Here is an 18,765-nt window from a genome sequence, read left to right as displayed (position 1 = left end):
CTGCAACTGCGGTGTGCCTGACACACTGCGGCGGTCATACGGGGGCGGCTTCCCCGCCCAACGCGGGCAAGCCCGCTCGCCACAAAAAGCGGGTCTCCCAACCCTTCACAAAAACTAGAAAACCCGCCAAAGCGGGTTTCCTCACAGCTCAAATCACATCACCCCACAGCAGGCGAATCAAACCCCCGCCGCTCCATCACCGTAAACACATCCGCCACATCCTGGACCATGATCCGGGCGGTATTGGCGACGGTATTGATATCGTGCTCGGCATAGTCGGACACATTGGAACAGGCCATCAGATGCAGGTAGGCGAGCGCGGCATTCAGGCGCTCGCTGGCGCAGGCGTGCAACTCGCCGAGCGGGGCGTCGCTGTCGATGAGCAGGACAGGGTAGTCGGTTGCGGTTTGGGGCATGGGGGTGAAGCGGCGGGGCGGGTGTTGAATTTTCAAGGTGGAAATCCCTAAGAAAGAAAAAGTATCGAACAGCCGTAAAACGAGACATCACCGAAAATCGGATCTGTCGGGCTCAACGGTTTTTGGTGGTAATTCTTTTTTAGGGCTGCGAATCCCATCGCCGATCAAGCTGGCGACGGAGCGGACTATAGATGGCTGACTTTCGCGGGGCAACGGGGGCCGTTGCGGTTACAGGGCTGGTTTGCGGAAATAGTGACTATTTTGGGAATGAATCGCCCCGGGTTTCGTAGACACCTCTTTGCCTTAAACTGAGGCCAATTAGGAGGTGCCATTAGCAACCCGCGTTACCCCGAAGAATTCAAAATCCAAGCGGTCAATCAAGTGACCGAAAAGAAGCTGCCTGTCGCTGATGTGGCGGCGCGTCTTGGCGTGTCGACGCATAGCCAGCAAGGTAAGTGGCTGGACCACGGGTGTGAAATTCGGATGAAAGCAAAAAGGGGCGAAGTTTAAAGTATCAGTATCATCGATGTGATCCACGTGATGCTGCAAATGGACAGTGATAACGCCCTTCAGTAGCATCACGCACTCGTTTTCGTGTTTCAAGGATGAACCCCATGCCGTTTTTCCCGCGTCGTTTGCCTCGCGCTATTGTCTTCGCTGCGTTGTTTTCCTCTTTGCTGGCAGGGTGTGCGGCCAAAAATAACTACGTCGACGCCACCGAGCCCGACGCTGCCAAGCTGCGATTCGTGTCCAACTCCTCAAACGCCAAGCTTTATTACCTCGACGACCAGCACTGCGCGGGGCGAGAGGCAGGGGCGCTCAACAACCTTTACGTGCCGGACACTCCTCGCCGTGCGGGCATGATTGTTCCGCCGCCGGCCAAGGCCCGGGGCTTTCTGGAAATCAAGGTCAAGCCGGGCACTGAGGGTTATGTCTTTGTCAGCACTGACGGCTATAACTGGATGTGCGGCTTCCAGGTGGGACTGACCCCGGAAGCCAACGCTGAATATGAAGTTACGTTGAACGTGCGAGGCAACAAGTGCGGCGTGGAGTTGAGTCGCTTGGGGCGGGTAGATGGGAAAGACGTACGGGTGCCGATGCCAGCCATCCAAAACGGCATCCCGGCATGTTTGGGTATGAAACCCGCGGGATCAGTTGCTAAATAGTCATCACCCGCAACAGCTCCAAAAGGGATAGATCGAAAATGGATTCGTCCCCGTCTTCACCACAGGTTCGGAGGGTTAGACATGCTTGATTGGCCAACGCTATGTAAGTTAAGGGTTGGGAGTTATGTCGATTTGCCGGAGGGCGGAATTGCTCTGGAAGACGGCGTATATAAAATCTCAGACTCGAAGTATTTTTTAGCGGATAGCGTTTTTGAGGAGGGTAAGGAAAGGATCAAGCTGGGTTCACTTTTTTGGGCATCCAGTGAGCCTGCCTTTCGTCGAGCCTATTTTCGAGAGATTGAAAGCGATGATATGGCCGAATGTTTTCCACCGGTGGAGTTGCTTCCATCTGAAGCGGGAATGAGCTACGGCAGTATACGCGGTGCTTTGAGGTCTCTGGACCCACAGCATTTTTTGGAGTACGCCTCTTATCGCGTCATATCTGACGGCGCGTTCGTTCATAAGAGCCTGGAAGGCCAGAGGGCAATTTATTACTTCCGCTCACCTGAAATTATTGAGAGTGAGTTGCCATACGCAATTTTGTTGCGCAGTTAAAGGGGGCTGATTTATTTAGGCCTCACTGCGTCATGACAACCTCACATCGACGCCCGCAACGACCGTGGTGAAAGCCCATAGTGCGACTTAAACCTCACTGCAAACCGTGAAGCCGAGGCATACCCGCACGCGATGGAAATCTCCCCGATGGAATCCCTGGAGGTTTGCAGCTGTTGCAAGGCCGCCCCCAGGCGAACATTTTCCAGAATGGACCTGAAGCTCGCGTCCTCGTTGGCCAGCTGTCGGCGCAGGGTGGATTCACCCAGGTTCAATTGCTGCGCGACGCTGGCAACGGTCCAGTCCCTGGACAGGTTGCTGCCGATCAGCCGCTGTACCCGCTCGCTCAATGGATCGTTGCGATCCATCAGCAACGGCCCCGCCTGGCCGGCTAGGCACAGGCAGAGCAGCACGGCTTCGCCATAGTGGGTGCACAAGGTCGCCGGGGCGCCGGTGCTCAGTGCGATCAGCAATTGGTCCCAGGCTTGTCGGGTCTGTTTATCCAGGCGTATGCACAGGTCTGTACTGACGCTGCCCGAGGTCGCGCGGGTGAACTGCGCGCCATAGCGGGCGACGAAATTACGCAACACCACCACCGGAAAAGCCACCACATCAGCGATGTAGTCACCCTGGGCACCGGGAAAGTTTGTCACGCCGACCTCGCGGCCCGCGGGCAGTAAAATCAAATGCTGTGGGCCTGCGCGCATTTCCCGCTCGTCCCACTGCATCAGCTTTTGCCCTTGGCGCACGCGGCACAGGGCCGTCATGAAGATCGGCACGCGTTGCAGGGTGTGATGTTGCCGGGCCCTGATCACGCAGCTTTCGATGATGCTTTCCCGGTGCCGCAAACCTTCATGAACATCCATCGTGACTAGCGTCCGTAAGAGGCCGTAATTGTGGCCTTGGCCAGGCTGTTGGCATTGAGCATGTAGCCGACCAGGGCGCCGCTGGACTGATTGTTGATCGGCAGCTTGTCGACTTTCAACGCCCACACGGTGAATTGATAGCGATGCGGTGCGTCACCAACTGGCGGGCATGCGCCGCCAAAGCCGGGCTGGCCGTAATCCGTGCGCCCTTGCACCGCTCCGGCAGGCAGGTTGGCTCCCACATTGGCAGGCACGCTGTTGACGGTGGTGGGCAGGTTGACCAGGGTCCAGTGCCACCAGCCGCTACCGGTCGGGGCGTCGGGGTCGTAAACGGTAATGGCATAGCTTTTGGTGCCCGCCGGGGCGTTGGTCCAGGCCAGGGCAGGGGAGGTGTTGCCGCCGTTGCAGCCGAAGCTGTTGAATTCTTGCAGGTGAGTCAGCGGCCTTTGGTCCGCAATGTCCGGGCTGCTGAGTGAGAGGCTGGCGGCGTGCCCGCTGGCGGCCATGATCAGGGTGATCGCAGGTGCAAGTGCTTTGAGTTTCATCGCGGTGGTGTCCAGGCGTGGGTTTAGCGTTAAGCCTAAACAGCGCCGGAACGCAGGACTGCGCCGAAGCGCTCGATGATTGTGCCGAAATGCTCTGTCCACTAAGCCTGAGTTCTCAGCGCCCTGATGATAAACGCATTCAGGCTATTGACCGCTTTAGAGCTGCGAGACGCCCGGGTACGCAGAATCGAAACTTCCATGGGTTCAATGTTTCCCAAGCCGTGCTCGTCACCCAATACCTGAAGCGAATCCTGTACGGTGCACTGAGTGATCGCGGCAATCGCGAGCCCGCCCTCAACGGCAGCCACCTGGCCGGTAAGGCTGGAGCTGTTGTAGACCACCTTGAATTCGCGGCCCTGTTGGGTCAGTGAATTCACCGCATAACGCCGAGCCAGGCTTGCGCTTTCGTAGACGGCGATAGGTATCGGGTCTCGCCGCCACAGTTCGAACTGCGGTGAGCCCACCCAACCATGGGCTCCTTGAACAGAAATGTACCGCTCTGAGGCGAGTCCCTGGACACCAGCGCCAGATCAAGGTCGCCGCTGCGCACACGCGGGATAAGCGCGGTCGACTGTTCACACGTCAGTTCTATTTCTACGCCTGCGTAGCGCGGCGAAAAACGCTTCAGAAGCGGCGTGAGATACCTGGCCGCATAGTCTTCCGCGACGCCCAGGCGGATGCGCCCGGTTAACTCTTCACCGTGAAACGCCGCTTGGGTCTCGGCGTGAAGCGCGAGCATGCGACGGGCATAGCTCAGCAGCGTCTGGCCGTCTGCGGTCAGTTGAAGGTGCCGGGGGCCACGGCTCAACAACTGCCGCCCAAGCGCGGCCTCCAGCTTTTTCATCTGCATACTGACGGCGGATTGCGACCGGTTGACCTCGTGGGCAGCGCCAGACAGCGAACCGGCATCCACTACCGCCACGAAGCATTTGAGCCAATCGAGTTGCAGATCACTGGCTGGCGTCGCGGTTACCTCTATTCGTTAATCGAATGGCTGTGACGTGAATTATGTGCTTTTCATGATCGTTTGGTCACCCGCAAGATCCTGGCTCAACCAACACCTACTGGATCGGATCATGCCATTTGAGACCTGGTTGCTTTACCTGGTTACCTGCTGCGGCATCGCGGTAGTACCAGGGCCCAATGCGTTATTGGTGCTTACCCATGGAGCCCTTCACGGGATTCGCAAAACGCTGTTTACGATTACCGGCGGCGTGCTCGGTTTTGCAATCGTGCTTTCATTTTGCGCCTTGGGGTTGGGTGCATTGATCCAGGCGTCGGCCAGTTGGTTCACGGCGTTGAAGGTGGTTGGCGGGCTGTATCTGATCTGGCTGGGCTTCGGGCTTTGGCGGGCAGCACCGGTCAGTCTTGAGGCGACCGGCGCTACCCGTTCGCGGCGTTGGTCGCTGTTCCGTCAGGGCCTGGTATCGGCTATTTCGAACCCCAAAGCCTTGCTGCTTTTTACCGCGTTTATTCCACCGTTCCTGGATCCGCACAGAAGCATCATCGCGCAGACGGTTACCATCGCGTTGACCTACGCCGTCGTGGAGTTCGTCGTGGAGTATTTGGTGGCCAGCGCAGCGCACCGGGTCAGGCCCTGGTTGGCCCGAACCGGGCGCCGGTTCAATAAAGTCTGTGGCGGTTTTTTTGTACTGTTTGGGTTGGCGCTGCCTATCCATGCCTGAGGGCACATAGCCACGCCTCAAGGGTGCTCGATCACCATCACCGCCGTGGTATCCGCCTCAAGTGCCTCGAACACATGCGGCGCATTCGCCAGATAGCTGATGTAGTCACCGGCCTGCAGCAGCACGGGCTCATTGGCCGGGCCGATATTCGCGCTGCCGCTGCACAGCACCACATGCTCTACGGTGCCGGGCGGGTGGGGCTGGGACAGGCGCACTTCGCCGGGCTGCACCTTGAGCCGATAGATATCGCGCCGCACGCCCGCCGGGCAATCCGCAAGCAGTGTCGCCGCGTAGTGGGCATTTTCGGAATAGGTCGTCAGCCCCTCATTGGCGCGAATCACTCTCAGGTTCTGCTGGGGTTGTTCGAAGAACCGGGTCACCTGTAAGCCCATCGCCGTGGCCAGCGACCACAGGGTTTCAATGCTCGGGTTGCCGATCCCTGACTCCAGCTGCGACAAGGTTGACTTCGCCACCCCGGCGCGCTTCGCTAGTTCGGTCAACGAAAGCCCGGCGGACTGGCGTTCGCGTTTGATCGACAGGGCCAGCAGGTCGATTCGGCTCGGTGTGTTGCTGATCGAATTGTTCGCTATATCGGTCATTTGTTTCTTAAATCATCCTGGATTGGATTGACGCACTGCTGCCTATTGTTCAGCATAGCAATCATTCGTTCATTATAAAATCCGAGTCGCCGAATGATCTGGTTCGTGTTCCACCTCTACTACCACTGGTTGTGGCTGCTCTGGCGGGCGCTGTTCTACGACCTCGAAGGGTGGCGCAGCCTGCTGGTGGCGGCTCAGTTGGGGCAGCAACATTGCTTGCGGCTATTTTGCGGGCCGTTATGATTCCTTTCCGCCTCTCTTCATGATCGGGCTATGATCGGTCCATATGAACCGGACGCCCGATGACCTATGCCCGTTGACCTGCAAGCTCTCTATCCCAAACTGATCCACCTGATGCTGGATACAGTGTTTGTTGTCGACAGTGGAAACCAGATTGTATTTGTGAGTGATGCCTGCGAAGCGTTGCTGGGTTACCGCGCCGACGAGCTGACCGGCACGCTGATCACCCACTACATGCACCCTGAGGACCTGGCGCGCACCCGGGCCTCGATTGTGCGGGTCATGAATGGCAAACCTCACGTCGACTTCCGCAACCGTTATATCCGCAAGGATGGCAGCGTCGTGCACATCCTGTGGGCGGCCTTCTGGTCTGAAGAGGTAGGCGCGCGGATCGGCGTTGCGCGGGACATCACGGCCCTTACGCAAGCTGAGGAGGAGTTACGTTTTCTTGCTCATCACGATCCGCTGACGGCCCTCACCAACCGGTCGCTGTTCAATGACCGACTGGACGCGGCCCTGCAAGCAGCAGAGCATCACAACACCACGCTGGCGTTGCTCTTTCTGGACGTCAATGACTTCAAGGGCATCAACGACGTGCATGGCCATGCCGTAGGCGATCGTGTGCTCTGCGTGATAGCACGACGGCTGGAAGGCTGCGTGCGTGAGAGCGACCTGGTGGCCCGGATGGGCGGTGATGAGTTCACGGTGCTGCTGACGGATATCCAGTCGCAGGGCGCCGTTTCCGGGAAGGTGGCGCAGATACTCGCGGTCATGGCCGAGCCGCTGGGCGCTGAGTTTGGCGGGCTGAAGATGCCATCCTGCAGTATCGGCGTGGCCTTTTATCCGGCGGATGGGGAGGATGCCGATACGCTGCTCAGCCATGCGGATGGTGATATGTACCGGATAAAAAGGCATCGGTTTGCAGCGGAGTGACGTGGGTAACTGAAGTCAGCAGTTGCTATCACCCTGTCATGCGGGTGGAAAGTCTTCATACGATTTTGGGAGGTATCCCCAAATTCTCAGAACGTCGGCGCGCACCTCAAACTCGAACCCGATGTGTGCGATGACCTTTGAAATTTCTTCTGTATGGTCAATGGTTGTACGTGCAAGTAGCGTTCCTTGCGAGGGCGCGGCTTCCCACAGACCAATGTCGAACCATTCGACGCCCGCAAATGGAAATGGCAGGTGGTAAAACCACTCGACGTCCCACTCTGATATGTACCCTGTGACCCACTTGGATCGGTAAGACGGACGCCAACCCTCAAGCTGGCGGAAATGGCTGATCAGCTCATCCCACTTGGTATTGTTCGCTACACTTGCGAGGTTTCTCGACGCGACGGCTGCATGGATTTTCTTGCGTGTTGCATCGTCGCGGCCGGCGCCGGAGCTCGGTAGTTCGCTCATATTCAGTCCTGTCGAGTGTTCACGGTAGCAACATTGTTTGGGCTGTACCGATCGGTGGCAACTTCAACAGCCGTTCGGCACGATTCAAACTGCGCGCCACACCAATGCAGGCAAGCAGGAGCAGGCCAGCTAATACTGATAGCCATATGGCGCTTGGGTAACCACTGACATTCACCAGATAGGAGGAAGTGAATAGCAAGGTGGCATATAAGGTCAGCCCTATTGCGTAAACACGAGTGGGCCAACCTTTATAGCTTCGTCTACTGCCGAATACTTTCGCCCCTTGGAAGCGAAGGCCATCGTCGGACACGCGTATGAACTCGCGGTTTTTCAAATAGCCTTGCAACGCTTCAAACGCTTGATCTTCGTACTCAAGCGCCAGGCGCAGGGCCCGGGCATCAAGGTTGACTCGTAAGCCGAACGCTTCACGCACGCTCATCACCAATACCAGCGGATGAGTCGTCCGCCAGGCGCCGGACTGCACCAGTTCCATCAAGCGCTGGGTGCGCTGATGGGAAATGCTCGCGGAGTTATGGAGCCAGGTGACGATCAAGGTAAAAAAGGTGATGACCAATGGAACGATCACTGCCGCCAAAAGCTGAGTGTCCAATTAAAGCTCCTTTTCAAACGAGACGATGTTGCTTGGGCGACCGCCCAAACGCTCTCTTACAGGCATTGCCGAACGCACTTTCAGAGGCATAACCAAGGTCTACCGCAATCCTGGCAACCGATCCCGATTTGCGCCGCAGCGCATCCGCCAGCGCCGAAGGTATTCCAGCGGCGCCACTCCCAGCATCGACTTGAAGCGCAGGGCGAACCCCGAGTGTGACATCGCCACCGCCGAGATGCAGCCGTACACGACTGACCGTTTTCGGCCGAGGCTGTGTAAAAACAGTTTTGAGCGCGACCGCTACTCAAAACCGGACTGAAAATCGCGTTTCTACGCGAAATCCACATCTGCTGACGTGCCGATAAATTTCAGATTTAACGTAGACGCGCACACTTCAATTTTGGCGAAGCGTTTTTACACACTCTGGGACCAAAACAGACCGACTCGGCCTCCGCTTCGCAACTGCTATCCACTAACCCAGACTAAACCTCCCTCGGATCGAGCCTGTGTAATCGCTGGCCATAACACCTCAATTGGCTAATCAGACACAAGGCAAACAATCGCTCGCACAGCATCCAATTACACCGCAGCAATCGCGCAGGCCGCGAGCACGATGGTTGAGATCACTGCGTGGCTTTTGGCTGTAGAAATCCTGCGGTACGCAAAGGTCTGCACCAGGGTGATGATCGACAGCTCCGCGCCTTACAGGTTGATGGCGCCGATCATGATGCCAACCGGCACAGGGCACGGCATCCACCATGCCATACAGTGCCTTCCTGTAGGACCCGACTTGCCAGTGAAAAACCTGAGAGCGCCGCGTACATCCAGCTTGCCAGCGTCATCGTTGACGATTTTTGCCGGCAAGCCAGCGCCTACAATAAATCAGCGTTAGTATGCTGAGCTTCGGCCCGGCACTCAGGTACAAAACAATGTATTCGATCCGCGAAATGACACCGTCCGACTACGACGCCATCCTCGCGCTCATGCAAAGCACTCCCGGCATCTCCCTGCGTGACGCCGACTCCCGCGAAGCCACCGAGCGCTACCTGGCGCGCAATCCCGGGCTGAGTTTCGTCGCTGAAACCGAAGGCCGGCTGATCGCCTGCGTCATGTGCGGCCACGATGGGCGACGCGGTTACCTGCAACACGCGCTGGTGCTGGCGGACTTTCGTCGCCAGGGTATCGCGCAAGCCTTGACCCAGCGCTGCCTCGACGCGCTGGCGCAATTGGGCATCCACAAATGCCACCTCGATGTCTTCAAGACCAACACCCGCGCCGCCGAGTACTGGCAAGGCCAGGGCTGGACATTGCGCACGGATATCGACCGCTATTCATTCACCCAACCGGGCAACGAAAACGCATGAAGGAAGGACCCCATGCTGGAAATAAAACGCGCCACCCCGAACGATGCCAACACCGCCTTTGACATCCGCCGTGAAGCCATTCGCAGCCAATGCATCGGCGCCTACACCGCTGAACAAATGGCGCTGTGGACCCGAGGCAAAGCCGAGGACGGCTACAGCGCGCTGATGGACAAGCCGTTTTACCTGGGCTGGGTGAACGGCGAGCCGGTCGCCACCGGAATGCTCGATCTGGCCAATAACGAAGTGGGCGCGTTGTTTGTGCTGCCCGCATTCACCGGGCGCGGGTATGGCAAGGCGATGCTTGATTTTCTTGAAGACCTTGCGCGGGAGTTGGAGATTCAGGAAGTGGTGCTGGATGCGACGTTGAACGCCGCAAGCTTTTACCAACAGCGCGGGTATGTGGGGAGCGAGCAGGCGATTTATCACTCCCCGTCGGGGTTGCAGTTGGCGTGTATTCCGATGACGAAGCGCATAGTCTGAGGGGCACAAGGAACAGCTTCGATTGTCAATTACGAACAAAACTGATCTCAAGACGAATCAGATCAAATGTGGGAGTTGTCGAGCTTTAGCGAGGCTGCGATGGGGCCGGCATTGCTGACATTTTCGTCGCCTGACCCACCGCTATCGCAGCCTCGCTAAAGCTCGACAACTCCCACATTTGTTCATCGCTCCGCCCCGAAAGCTGCGCGCAACCGGGTGATGACCAGATCGAATGAATCCTCTTGAACGGCCGGCGGCGTGAGGCTCTCGCCAAACTCGCGCCACACAAATAGCGTCAACTCCGCCCCATCCGTCAGCGTCTGCGCCAAATCCTGCGAGCCAAAATGTTGCAGCACTCGATAACGCTCATCCTGCCAGAACGCATCCTCCACCCAGTCGTACACCGGGATGAAATGAAAGTGCAGCGGGAAACCCGGCATATGTCCATAACGGCTGATGTACAGCCACTTGGGCTTGAGCTGTGTCTCCATCACGCGCTGGGTTTTTGCGAGCAATCCGCCCAGCTCCGCCAGTGCAGCATCTGGCATATCGGCCAGCGAATCGATCGGCGCCTTGGCACCCAGCATCAGGTAGCCCGGCAGTTTCGATGCCAGGTGATGGTTGAGCCGCCAGTGTTCGGTTTCGTGGAGGATGAAAGCGGGGTCGATCTGCATTGGCATGCATCCAGGAAAGCAGGCCAGGCAGGATACCAAGCGCGGGTGCCTGTATCCCAAAAAAGCCCGCGATCTGTGTCTATCGCACCCCGTGCCGGGCGGATAGGGTCGAGCCACGTTAACTGACGACCGAGCACACCATGGAACTCACCGCTGTCCCCTTCGGCACTACCGACTGGTCCACCGTCGAACCCGAGCATCACCCCGGCGTTACCGGCAGTGCTTCGTGGCGCACCTGCCATTTCGGCACCACCCGCGTGCGCAGGGTCGAATACACCCCCGGCTACCTGGCCGATCACTGGTGCTGGCGCGGGCATGTGCTGTTGTGTCTCGAAGGGGAGTTGCATACGGAGCTGGAAGACGGCCGCCAGTTCACGCTGACGGCCGGGATGAGTTACCAGGTGGGCAATGACATGGAAGGGCATCGTTCATCCACACGAGTGGGGGCAAAGCTGTTTATTGTGGATTGAGGCCTGCAAGCGCCTGTCAATGCATCTTGCTATGGTCCATCCCATCAATCCCGCGAGCCGGTGCCTTCACTTCAATCGCCTGCTTCTCGCCCTTGGCGTTTTGCACCGTCAGGGTCAGCGGCACCTGGTCGCCTTCCTTGATCTGGCCGGTCAGGCCCATCAGCATCACGTGATAACCGTTGGGGTCGAGCTTGACCGCCTTGCCCGCCGGCAGCGCCACCGAGTCCACCGGGCCCATGCGCATCACGTCGTCCTTCATGCTCATCTCATGGATCTGCACGTCCTTGGCGACCGGCGACGACACGCTCAGCAGTTTGCTGTCGCTGTCGGCGGTCACGGTCATGAATGCGCCGCTGGACGGCTGGCCTGCTACAGAGGCGCGCACCCAGGCGTCGGTTACCAGCACCTGGGCGCTGGCGTGGGCGGCGAGGCCCAGCAGGGACAGGCCGATGAGGGTGCGTTTGAGGTGTTGAACGGCAGTCATTAGCAGACCTCCATGACGGTGAGCAGGTCTTCTGCGCACTCTTTAGCGGTAAGGGATGCCGACAGGCCCAGGCGCAGGTTGCCGCGCGTGTCGAAGACAAAACTGGTGGCCGTGTGGGACAAGGTGTAGGTGTCGCCGGCGGGGATCTTTTCATAAAAGATCCCGAATTCCTTGGCGGCCACGGCGATTTCTTCCGGGGTGCCATACAGCGCTTCGAAACTCGGGTCGAAGGCCTTGACGTACTTGTCGAGAATCTCGGGCGTGTCGCGTTCGGGGTCGAGGGTGATAAAGATCACCTGCATGATCTCACCGTCGCGGCCCATCAGCTTCTTGGCCTGGGCGGCGCGGGCCAGGGTGGTCGGGCACACCGCCGGGCACTGGGTGAAACCGAAGAACACCACCGGCATCAGGCCACGGAACGAGCTGAGGGTGACGGTTTCGCCCTCAGTGTTCTTGAGCTTGAAGGTGCGGCCCATGATCTTGTCGCTCAGGTCCTTGCCGTACTTGAAGTTCAGTCTGGGGCTGTTGTCACAACCGGCCAGCAGGCCCAGGCCCAGCAAGCTCATGCCGGTCAGGACCTTGCGGCGGGTGAATAACGTACTCATCAACTGTGCATCCTGTGAAGCGCCTGCATTGCGTTGGATCTACACGTCAGGCTTTGAAAAGCAGGCATTGAAAAGAAGAAACGAGGAGGGCGCCAAGTCTACCAACCCTGGCCAGCCGGCGTAATCTGCGACGTTCTGCCACAGGGGCGCGCCGTATTTCATCCTGATCGGGCTTCGGTGGTAGAGTCGCCGCCATGAAATTGAGCCCCTCCGACCGTTCGCTGATCGCCTGGACCCTGTACTTCTGCGTCCTGATGAACGTGTTCGTGTGCGGTTTGGGGCATGGGCAGATGATGGGCCAGCAGCTCAACGGGATCGGTGGGGCGTTCTGTTCGGTGGACGGTACCCAGGCGCCACTTTCCGATAAAGGGTCTGGCAGCCCGTCCTCCAGCAACATCTCGAACTACTTTGCCTGCCCGGTTTGCGCCGCTGTGACCGTGGCCCTCGTGTTCATGATCGGCCTGGCCTGGCTGCTGGGCCTCGGGCAAACCCCGCGTCCGGCCCATCAGCTGCGCAACAAGGCGCCTCCGCGTTATTCCTGGCCCTCGGCCAACCCCCGCGCATCCCCCGCATTCTGACGTGTGCCCTGGGCCTCCCGTGACCGGGAGGCGTTCTATCGTCACGACTGTGAGTGCGCTTCATGAATCATCTATTGCCTGCCGGCGCCAGCCGCCTGGTCAGCAAGGCGTCCCGTCGCCTGCGCGCGGAGCCATTGCGGCCTGAATACCCGAGCAATTCCCGCAACTTCGTACACCTGGACGCACGCCTGTTGCCGTATTGGCACAGCGTGTTCGACATCTGCCCGGCGCTGCTCAAGCTCGACCCGCCCGACGGGCTGAATTTGTTCCGCAGCTTCATGACTTGGGCGTATCGCAACCAGCCAGCCGAGGATTGGACGTATCACCTGAATGTCTGCCGCTGGCTGCTGGGCTCCCCGTATCGCACGAAGATTGATGATGAGCCAATCGAAGCGTTCATGGCGGCTGCGGCTGCGAGTTGGATCAATACCGATGAAAGCCAGGCCCAAGGGGTGGTCCTGGCCTGGCAGGGCACGCATGTGTTCGATTGGAAGGGCGCTCGCTTCCCGGCTGCCGAACAGGAGGTACTCCCCGCGACGGAGTGGGACATCGCCTGGTGTCCGCTCACGCCCCGGGGTGCATTCAACGGTTGGTTGCCGGTGCCCTGAACACCACACCGTCGACCTGGATTGTTACGAAAACTGAAAAAGTGATTGGCGGTTTTAGCGGCTGTTTCCCGGCAGCCCAACGCTATACCGTGCGCGCACCCGTTGAATGCAGCACCACCCGGCCGATAAATAACAGGGTTGGGCTGTGACGGGGTCGCCTCAATGACTTCCTGGAGCCTTCATGAAACACACCACTTGCCTGGCGCTCGCCGTCTCCCTCGGCGCGGCGCAACAGGCTGCTGCATCGGGTTTTATCGATGACAGCAAAGCCACCCTCGACCTGCGCAATTTCTATTACAACCAGGACACCCGTAACGCCAAGGCTGCTTCGGATAAGGAGTGGGGCCAGGCGTTCATGTTCAATTACCAGTCCGGTTTTACCGAGGGGCCTGTAGGCCTGGGCCTGGACCTGCAAGCGATGTATGGCCTGCGTCTGGACGCCTCGGGGCGCGCGGGCAAGGCCGGTGAGGACAACACCCCCGGCAGTGTTTTCCCGCTGTCCGATGGCAAGGCCGCCAACGACTTCAGCAAGACCGGCGCCACCGGCAAGATGCGCCTCTCCCAGACTCAGTTCAAAGCCGGCACGCTGGTGCCCAAGATGCCGGTGCTGATGTCCGAAGACGGTCGATTATTGCCGCAGACGTTCCGTGGCTATCAGGTGGACTCCAAGGAGCTCAAGGACTTCAACCTGATCGCCGGTAAGATGGAGCAGGTGTTGGACCGCAATTCCAGCAACGGCCAGGGCATGTCCATCGCCGGTGCCAATGACCCAACCAAAGGCAAGTTCAGCAATCAGTTCTACTACGGTGGGGTGGATTACGCCGTCAGCAAGCAGCTGCAAGTGCAGTACTACTACGCCAGCCTGGAGAACTTTTACCAGCAGCACTTCCTTGGCCTGGTGCACAACTGGCAGTTGCCGTTAGGGCAGCTCAAGACCGACCTGCGTTATTTCTACAGCACCGCCGACGGCAAGAATGCCAGCGCCGCCGGGCGGGGCGAAGGCTATGTCAGCTCGGGTTACTACGGGGCGGGCGTCAATTCGGGCAAGGTCGACAACCGCCTGTGGAGCGCAATGTTCACGTATGGGTTACACGGGCATTCCGTGGGCCTGGGGTACCAGAAGACCACCGGCGAAAGTGACTTTCCTCATATCAACCAGGGCCAGGGCCGCTCGCTGTACCTGATCACCAACTCGCAGTCGCTGAAGTTCGTCAATGCCGGCGAACAGGCCACGGTGGGCAACTACACCTACGACTTTACCGGCCTGGGCATTCCGGGCCTGAAGTCGAGCGTGACCTATATCCATGGCACCAACATTCGCGCGGCGCGTCGCGACAACAGCGAGTGGGAGCGCGATTTGCGGGTCGACTACGTGGTCCCCACGGGCACGTTCAAGGGCCTGGGCCTGACCTGGCGCAGTGCGGTGCTGCGCGGTAATGACACGCCCGATAAGGATGAGACGCGGCTGATCGTCAGCTACAGCATCCCGCTGATGTAAGCCAGGCCGGGGAGGCAGCCGCAACGCTTGATCAGTATCAAGGCCGCGCCCTGCGCCAGCCTGCACACTGAACACCCACCGGCCGGTCCCCCTGCGAGGCCACCATGCTCTACCTCCTGTTTCTGTTGGCCCATCTGTTCGCTGCGCTGATCTTCATCGGCACGGTGTTTTTCGAGGTGCTGATCCTGGGGCACCTGCACCAGCACCTGCCGATTCGGGTGATGGTGCTGGTGGAGCAGGGCGTCGGCCGGCGTGCGCGGGTGTTGATGCCGTGGGTGTTGCTGGTGCTGTTCGGCGCAGGGATCGGCATGGTCTGGTTGCGCTACCTGCCGGTGCTGGCTGCGCCGTCGGCGTCTGCGTTTGGCACGTTGCTCACGCTTAAGTTGGTCCTGGCCTTCAGCGTGCTCCTGCATTTTCTCGTGACCATGGTGCGCATGCGCCTGGGGCGGCCGAGTGCGCGGTATTTGCGTTTTATCCACCTGAGCCTGTTTGCGCACATGGTCGCGATTGTGCTGTTGGCCAAGAGCATGTTTTACCTGAGCTGGTAGATGCCCAGGCCTGGGATCTTGATGCATATCAAGGTGCGCGTTCGGGTCGCACGGGACAATGCACCACCGCCGCCCGCTCCGGAGTCCGCCATGCGCACCCATCTTTATCCCGCCCGCTTTCGTCAGGACCAGGGCGTGCTGGACCTGGCCTGCCCAACGGATACGCGTCGCTTCCATGCCGGTGTCGGCTCCCTCGACCTGTTGCGCGCCTTGCGCGACAGCCGCCAGCGCCAGCGCCCCCTGGCGTTGAACTTGCACTGGCCGTGCAGCGACGGCGGCGATGACTACTTGCGCAGTCTCACCCAGGAAATCCAGCTGATCGGCTGCCAGCTCGGCCCCCGCCAGCCGGTCGAACACTTTTACTTGCGCGGCACCCCGCCGGCGATGGAGGTGTTACAGCTGTTGATGGAGCAACTGCGCGAGCGCTTCCATTTCCTCGACCACGACCGTGGCGACTACCGCATCGACCTTGACCCCTGGCACATGGACTGGGCCACCATGGGCCTGCTGCGCGAGCAAGGCTTTAACCACGCGAGCATCGGTGTGCCGGACGCCCACAGCGACGGGCCGTTGTCCCAGGCCCGTTATCAGGACCCGGCACCCATCGAATCCCTGGTTGATGCCGCGCGTACCTTCGGCTTTCGCTCGGTGAATATCGACCTCGGCTATGGCCATGCCTGGCAGACGCCGGCCAGTTTCGACGTGAAACTGGCCAGCCTGATTGCCCTGGAACCCGACCGCGTGCAGGTATTCGATTACGCTCAGGCGCCCGCGCGCTATCAAGCCCGGCCACCCCAAGCGTTCTGCAGCGAGGCGGACAAGAGCGCCATGCGCCGCAGCAGTTTTCAGCACCTGACGGCGGCGGGGTATCACTACCTCGGCCTGGGGCAGTTTGCCCGCGCCGACGATGACCTCAAGCAGGCCCAGGAACGCGGGCGCCTGAGCCGCAATTGCGAAGGCTTCACCCTGCACGGTTACTGTGACCACGTCGGCTTCGGCCTGGGTGCCATCAGCCAGATCGACACGCTGTGCGCCCAAAACACCACCGATGCCCGCCAGTACCGTGAACAGCTGGGCAATGGTCAGCTCGCCACGGGCCGAGGCTGGCTGCGCGAAGCCGCTGACCCGGTGCGCCTGCACGTGGCCGAGCGCCTGGCCTGTGACCTGGAGCTGGATATCCAGGCGGTGGAGCGGCGTTATGGGCTGGTGTTCCCGCGCTATTTCGCCAACCTCTGGCCGCTGCTGGAAGCGTTGCACCGCGACGGCCTGATCGAGCTGACCCCGACGTTCATCTGGCTGCTGCCGGCCGGCCTGCCGCAGGTGGATGGCATCTGCGCATTGTTTGAACGGGCGGCGCTCGGCACCCCCGTTAGCGCCAACGACGAGGTGATCGACCATGAGTGCTTTTGAATTCGACCGCGCCCTGGTGCACAAATATGACCGACCAGGGCCACGCTACACCTCGTACCCGACGGCGCCGCAGTTCAACAGCGCCTTTGCCCTGGATGACTATCACCAGGCGGTCCGCGCGAGCCAACAGGTTGCGGCGCCCAAGGCGTTGTCGGTGTACATCCATATCCCGTTTTGCCAGAGCCTTTGCTACTACTGCGGCTGCCACAAGATCATCACCCGCAAGACCCATCGGGCCGTGGAGTACATGGGGTACCTCAAGCGCGAGATCCAGATGCAGGCGGCGTTGTTCGACCGCTCCCGGCGCTTGACCCAACTGCATTTGGGCGGCGGTACACCGACCTATCTGGACGACGCGCAACTGGCCGAGCTGATGGCCTGCCTGGCTGATAGCTTTACCCTGGATGACAGCGACGCGCATGAATTTTCCATCGAGGTCGACCCGCGCACCATCAGCGTCGACCGGATCAATACGCTGCGCCGGTTGGGCTTCAATCGCCTGAGTTTTGGTGTGCAGGACTTTGACCCGGACGTGCAGGCTGCGGTCAATCGCGTGCAGAGCGAAGCGCAGATTCTGCAACTGGTGGCGGCCGCCCGTGAGGCGCGGTTCAAGTCGGTGAGTGTCGACCTGATCTACGGCTTGCCGCTGCAAACCGTGGCGAGCTTCGATGTGACCTTGAACAAGCTGATCGCCCTGCGTCCCGACCGGGTGGCGGCCTACAGCTATGCCCACCTGCCGAGCCAGATCCGCGCCCAGCGCATGATTCGCCCCGAAGACATGCCTCCACCGGCGCGCAAGCTGGAGCTGCTGGAGCTGACCATCCGCCGCCTCACCGACGCCGGTTACGTCTACATCGGCATGGACCACTTCGCCTTGCCCGACGATGAACTGGCGCTGGCCCGGGCCAATGGCAGCCTGCAGCGCAACTTCCAGGGCTACTCGACCCACGCCGATTGCGACCTGATCGGCCTTGGCGTCTCGGCCATCGGCAAGGTCGGAGACAGCTACAGCCAGAGCGTCAAGGAGCTGTCCCAGTATTACGCACGGCTCGACGCGGGGATGCTGCCGGTGCAACGCGGTTATCGGCTCAACCCCGATGACGTGCTGCGCCGCGAGGTGATCAACGGCCTGATGTGCGATGGCCGGGTGGATTTCGCGCGAGTCGAGGCGGCCCATGGGATTCGCTTCAACGACTATTTCGCCGAGGCGTTGGCGCAGTTGGATGAGCAGGTGGCCGACGGCTTGTTGCTGATCCAGCCCGATGCGCTGCAACTGTTGCCCAAAGGCCAACTGATGGTGCGCAGCGTGGCGATGGCCTTTGATGCCTACTTGGGCGGCGCGCACAAAGGCCAGTTTTCCCGCACCGTATGACCTCGTACGGCCAAACACCGTCCCTGTGGCGAGGGAGCTTGCTCCCGTTGGGCCGCGTAGCGGCCCCAAAGCCTGCCAACGCGGTCTGCCTGAATTACCTCGTTCATCCGACTGGGGCCGCTGCGCAGCCCAACGGGAGCAAGCTACCTCGCCACAATAAGCAGTGTGTCAGCCACAATTAAGCCCAAACACCGTCCCTGTGGCGAGGGAGCTTGCTCCCGTTGGGCCGCGCAGCGGCCCCAAAACCTGCCTACTCGGTCTGCCTGAATTACCTCGTTTATCCGACTGGGGCCGCTTCGCACCCCAACGGGAGCAAGCTCCCTCGCCACAATAAGCAGTGTGTCAGCCACAATTAAGCCCAGACACCGTCCCTGTGGCGAGGGAGCTTGCTCCCGTTGGGCCGCGCAGCGGCCCCAAAACCTGCCAACGCGGTCTGCCTGAAATACCTTCGTTCATCCGACTGGGGCTGCTGCGCAGCCCAACGGGAGCAAGCTCCCTCGCCACAATAAGCAGTGTGTCAGCCACAATTAGGCCAAACACCGTACCTGTGGCGAGGGAGCTTGCTCCCGTTGGGCCGCGCAGCGGCCCCAA

Annotated in this window: 24 protein-coding genes and 2 pseudogenes; 15 read left to right on the top strand and 11 right to left on the bottom strand. The window is 59.9% G+C overall.

Features of this window, described 5'->3' with window-relative positions; genetic code table 11:
* Nucleotides 1-158: 158 nt before the first annotated feature.
* A complete protein-coding gene (locus ACR52_RS25845) occupies nucleotides 159-416 on the bottom strand; it encodes a hypothetical protein (protein WP_048730781.1) in 258 nt (85 codons plus the stop codon).
* A gap of 330 nt (nucleotides 417-746) precedes the next feature.
* On the opposite strand from ACR52_RS25845, the pseudogene ACR52_RS29865 reads away from it, so the two are divergent.
* From ACR52_RS29865 to ACR52_RS25830, 3 genes and pseudogenes are all read left to right on the top strand, one after another.
* Nucleotides 747-860, top strand: a pseudogene (locus tag ACR52_RS29865) (transposase); the annotation flags it as partial.
* Nucleotides 861-1,030: 170 nt separating this feature from the next.
* Nucleotides 1,031-1,582, top strand: a complete 552-nt coding sequence (locus tag ACR52_RS25835) for a hypothetical protein (protein WP_053221260.1) — start codon at nucleotides 1,031-1,033, stop codon at nucleotides 1,580-1,582.
* An 81-nt stretch (nucleotides 1,583-1,663) separates the two neighbouring features.
* Nucleotides 1,664-2,137, top strand: a complete 474-nt coding sequence (locus tag ACR52_RS25830) for a hypothetical protein (protein ID WP_048730779.1) — start codon at nucleotides 1,664-1,666, stop codon at nucleotides 2,135-2,137.
* Between the two features lie 41 nt (nucleotides 2,138-2,178).
* Here ACR52_RS25830 and ACR52_RS25825 read toward each other — a convergent pair whose 3' ends face one another.
* The 3 genes and pseudogenes from ACR52_RS25825 to ACR52_RS25815 form a co-directional block, all read right to left on the bottom strand.
* The gene (locus ACR52_RS25825; RefSeq protein WP_048730778.1) at nucleotides 2,179-3,000 is read right to left on the bottom strand and encodes a helix-turn-helix transcriptional regulator; all 822 of its coding nucleotides are present in this window, start codon (nucleotides 2,998-3,000) and stop codon (nucleotides 2,179-2,181) included.
* 5 nt (nucleotides 3,001-3,005) lie between these two features.
* Complete coding sequence (locus ACR52_RS25820; RefSeq protein WP_048730776.1) at nucleotides 3,006-3,545, bottom strand: YbhB/YbcL family Raf kinase inhibitor-like protein; 540 nt, start codon at nucleotides 3,543-3,545, stop codon at nucleotides 3,006-3,008.
* 101 nt (nucleotides 3,546-3,646) lie between these two features.
* Nucleotides 3,647-4,524 (bottom strand): annotated as a pseudogene (locus ACR52_RS25815) (LysR family transcriptional regulator).
* 97 nt (nucleotides 4,525-4,621) lie between these two features.
* Here ACR52_RS25815 and ACR52_RS25810 point away from each other — a divergent pair.
* The gene (locus ACR52_RS25810; RefSeq protein WP_048730775.1) at nucleotides 4,622-5,230 is read left to right on the top strand and encodes a LysE family translocator; all 609 of its coding nucleotides are present in this window, start codon (nucleotides 4,622-4,624) and stop codon (nucleotides 5,228-5,230) included.
* A gap of 17 nt (nucleotides 5,231-5,247) precedes the next feature.
* Here the strand turns inward: ACR52_RS25810 and ACR52_RS25805 are convergent, their stop codons facing one another.
* Nucleotides 5,248-5,829 (bottom strand): helix-turn-helix domain-containing protein, encoded by a 582-nt coding sequence (locus ACR52_RS25805; protein ID WP_048730774.1) that lies wholly within the window; start codon nucleotides 5,827-5,829, stop codon nucleotides 5,248-5,250.
* 93 nt (nucleotides 5,830-5,922) lie between these two features.
* On the opposite strand from ACR52_RS25805, the gene ACR52_RS30820 reads away from it, so the two are divergent.
* Both ACR52_RS30820 and ACR52_RS25800 read left to right on the top strand, forming a co-directional pair.
* Nucleotides 5,923-6,072: a hypothetical protein gene (locus tag ACR52_RS30820; RefSeq protein ID WP_161799321.1), complete on the top strand. Its 150-nt coding sequence runs from the start codon at nucleotides 5,923-5,925 to the stop codon at nucleotides 6,070-6,072.
* 66 nt (nucleotides 6,073-6,138) lie between these two features.
* Nucleotides 6,139-7,002 carry a sensor domain-containing diguanylate cyclase gene (locus ACR52_RS25800; RefSeq protein WP_048730772.1) on the top strand — a complete coding sequence of 288 codons (864 nt, stop codon included), beginning with the start codon at nucleotides 6,139-6,141 and terminating at the stop codon, nucleotides 7,000-7,002.
* A 36-nt stretch (nucleotides 7,003-7,038) separates the two neighbouring features.
* Here ACR52_RS25800 and ACR52_RS25795 read toward each other — a convergent pair whose 3' ends face one another.
* Genes ACR52_RS25795 through ACR52_RS31925 form a run of 3 tightly spaced genes read right to left on the bottom strand, consistent with a single transcriptional unit; the run spans nucleotide 7,039 to nucleotide 8,222 of the window.
* The gene (locus ACR52_RS25795; RefSeq protein WP_048730770.1) at nucleotides 7,039-7,473 is read right to left on the bottom strand and encodes a DUF6678 family protein; all 435 of its coding nucleotides are present in this window, start codon (nucleotides 7,471-7,473) and stop codon (nucleotides 7,039-7,041) included.
* Between the two features lie 19 nt (nucleotides 7,474-7,492).
* Nucleotides 7,493-8,083, bottom strand: a complete 591-nt coding sequence (locus tag ACR52_RS25790) for a hypothetical protein (protein ID WP_048730768.1) — start codon at nucleotides 8,081-8,083, stop codon at nucleotides 7,493-7,495.
* A gap of 13 nt (nucleotides 8,084-8,096) precedes the next feature.
* Nucleotides 8,097-8,222, bottom strand: a complete 126-nt coding sequence (locus ACR52_RS31925; protein WP_406955515.1) for a helix-turn-helix domain-containing protein — start codon at nucleotides 8,220-8,222, stop codon at nucleotides 8,097-8,099.
* Between the two features lie 790 nt (nucleotides 8,223-9,012).
* Between ACR52_RS31925 and ACR52_RS25785 the strand changes: the two genes are divergently transcribed.
* Both ACR52_RS25785 and ACR52_RS25780 read left to right on the top strand, forming a co-directional pair.
* Complete coding sequence (locus tag ACR52_RS25785; protein WP_048730767.1) at nucleotides 9,013-9,447, top strand: GNAT family N-acetyltransferase; 435 nt, start codon at nucleotides 9,013-9,015, stop codon at nucleotides 9,445-9,447.
* A gap of 12 nt (nucleotides 9,448-9,459) precedes the next feature.
* The gene (locus tag ACR52_RS25780; RefSeq protein WP_048730765.1) at nucleotides 9,460-9,927 is read left to right on the top strand and encodes a GNAT family N-acetyltransferase; all 468 of its coding nucleotides are present in this window, start codon (nucleotides 9,460-9,462) and stop codon (nucleotides 9,925-9,927) included.
* 182 nt (nucleotides 9,928-10,109) lie between these two features.
* Here the strand turns inward: ACR52_RS25780 and ACR52_RS25775 are convergent, their stop codons facing one another.
* Complete coding sequence (locus ACR52_RS25775; protein ID WP_048730762.1) at nucleotides 10,110-10,601, bottom strand: HIT family protein; 492 nt, start codon at nucleotides 10,599-10,601, stop codon at nucleotides 10,110-10,112.
* A gap of 140 nt (nucleotides 10,602-10,741) precedes the next feature.
* On the opposite strand from ACR52_RS25775, the gene ACR52_RS25770 reads away from it, so the two are divergent.
* The gene (locus ACR52_RS25770; RefSeq protein WP_048730760.1) at nucleotides 10,742-11,071 is read left to right on the top strand and encodes a DHCW motif cupin fold protein; all 330 of its coding nucleotides are present in this window, start codon (nucleotides 10,742-10,744) and stop codon (nucleotides 11,069-11,071) included.
* 16 nt (nucleotides 11,072-11,087) lie between these two features.
* On the opposite strand, the gene ACR52_RS25765 is transcribed toward ACR52_RS25770, so the two are convergent.
* Both ACR52_RS25765 and ACR52_RS25760 read right to left on the bottom strand, forming a co-directional pair.
* Nucleotides 11,088-11,555: a copper chaperone PCu(A)C gene (locus ACR52_RS25765; RefSeq protein WP_048730758.1), complete on the bottom strand. Its 468-nt coding sequence runs from the start codon at nucleotides 11,553-11,555 to the stop codon at nucleotides 11,088-11,090.
* Nucleotides 11,555-12,160, bottom strand: a complete 606-nt coding sequence (locus ACR52_RS25760; RefSeq protein ID WP_048730756.1) for an SCO family protein — start codon at nucleotides 12,158-12,160, stop codon at nucleotides 11,555-11,557. The genes ACR52_RS25765 and ACR52_RS25760 overlap by 1 nt, the downstream gene beginning before the upstream one ends.
* Before the next feature lie 194 nt (nucleotides 12,161-12,354).
* Here ACR52_RS25760 and ACR52_RS25755 point away from each other — a divergent pair, with 194 nt between their 5' ends.
* The 6 genes from ACR52_RS25755 to hemN all read left to right on the top strand — a co-directional run bounded on the left by ACR52_RS25755 (nucleotide 12,355) and on the right by hemN (nucleotide 18,174).
* Nucleotides 12,355-12,738 carry a DUF2946 family protein gene (locus tag ACR52_RS25755; RefSeq protein WP_048730753.1) on the top strand — a complete coding sequence of 128 codons (384 nt, stop codon included), beginning with the start codon at nucleotides 12,355-12,357 and terminating at the stop codon, nucleotides 12,736-12,738.
* Nucleotides 12,739-12,800: 62 nt separating this feature from the next.
* Nucleotides 12,801-13,346 carry a putative natural product biosynthesis protein gene (locus ACR52_RS25750; RefSeq protein WP_048730751.1) on the top strand — a complete coding sequence of 182 codons (546 nt, stop codon included), beginning with the start codon at nucleotides 12,801-12,803 and terminating at the stop codon, nucleotides 13,344-13,346.
* Nucleotides 13,347-13,527: 181 nt separating this feature from the next.
* The gene (locus ACR52_RS25745; RefSeq protein WP_048730750.1) at nucleotides 13,528-14,844 is read left to right on the top strand and encodes an OprD family outer membrane porin; all 1,317 of its coding nucleotides are present in this window, start codon (nucleotides 13,528-13,530) and stop codon (nucleotides 14,842-14,844) included.
* Between the two features lie 104 nt (nucleotides 14,845-14,948).
* On the top strand, nucleotides 14,949-15,392 hold the full coding sequence (locus tag ACR52_RS25740) for a membrane protein (RefSeq protein WP_048730749.1): 444 nt from the start codon (nucleotides 14,949-14,951) through the stop codon (nucleotides 15,390-15,392).
* A 90-nt stretch (nucleotides 15,393-15,482) separates the two neighbouring features.
* Complete coding sequence (locus ACR52_RS25735) at nucleotides 15,483-16,802, top strand: oxygen-independent coproporphyrinogen III oxidase (protein WP_048730748.1); 1,320 nt, start codon at nucleotides 15,483-15,485, stop codon at nucleotides 16,800-16,802.
* The gene (gene hemN, locus ACR52_RS25730) at nucleotides 16,789-18,174 is read left to right on the top strand and encodes an oxygen-independent coproporphyrinogen III oxidase (RefSeq protein ID WP_048730747.1); all 1,386 of its coding nucleotides are present in this window, start codon (nucleotides 16,789-16,791) and stop codon (nucleotides 18,172-18,174) included. Before ACR52_RS25735 ends, hemN begins: the two co-directional genes overlap by 14 nt.
* Nucleotides 18,175-18,765 lie beyond the last annotated feature (591 nt).

Source organism: Pseudomonas fildesensis, assembly GCF_001050345.1.
Lineage (GTDB): Bacteria > Pseudomonadota > Gammaproteobacteria > Pseudomonadales > Pseudomonadaceae > Aquipseudomonas > Aquipseudomonas fildesensis.
Note: the sequence above shows the minus strand (reverse complement) of the source record. Positions and strands in the feature narration are given on the sequence as shown.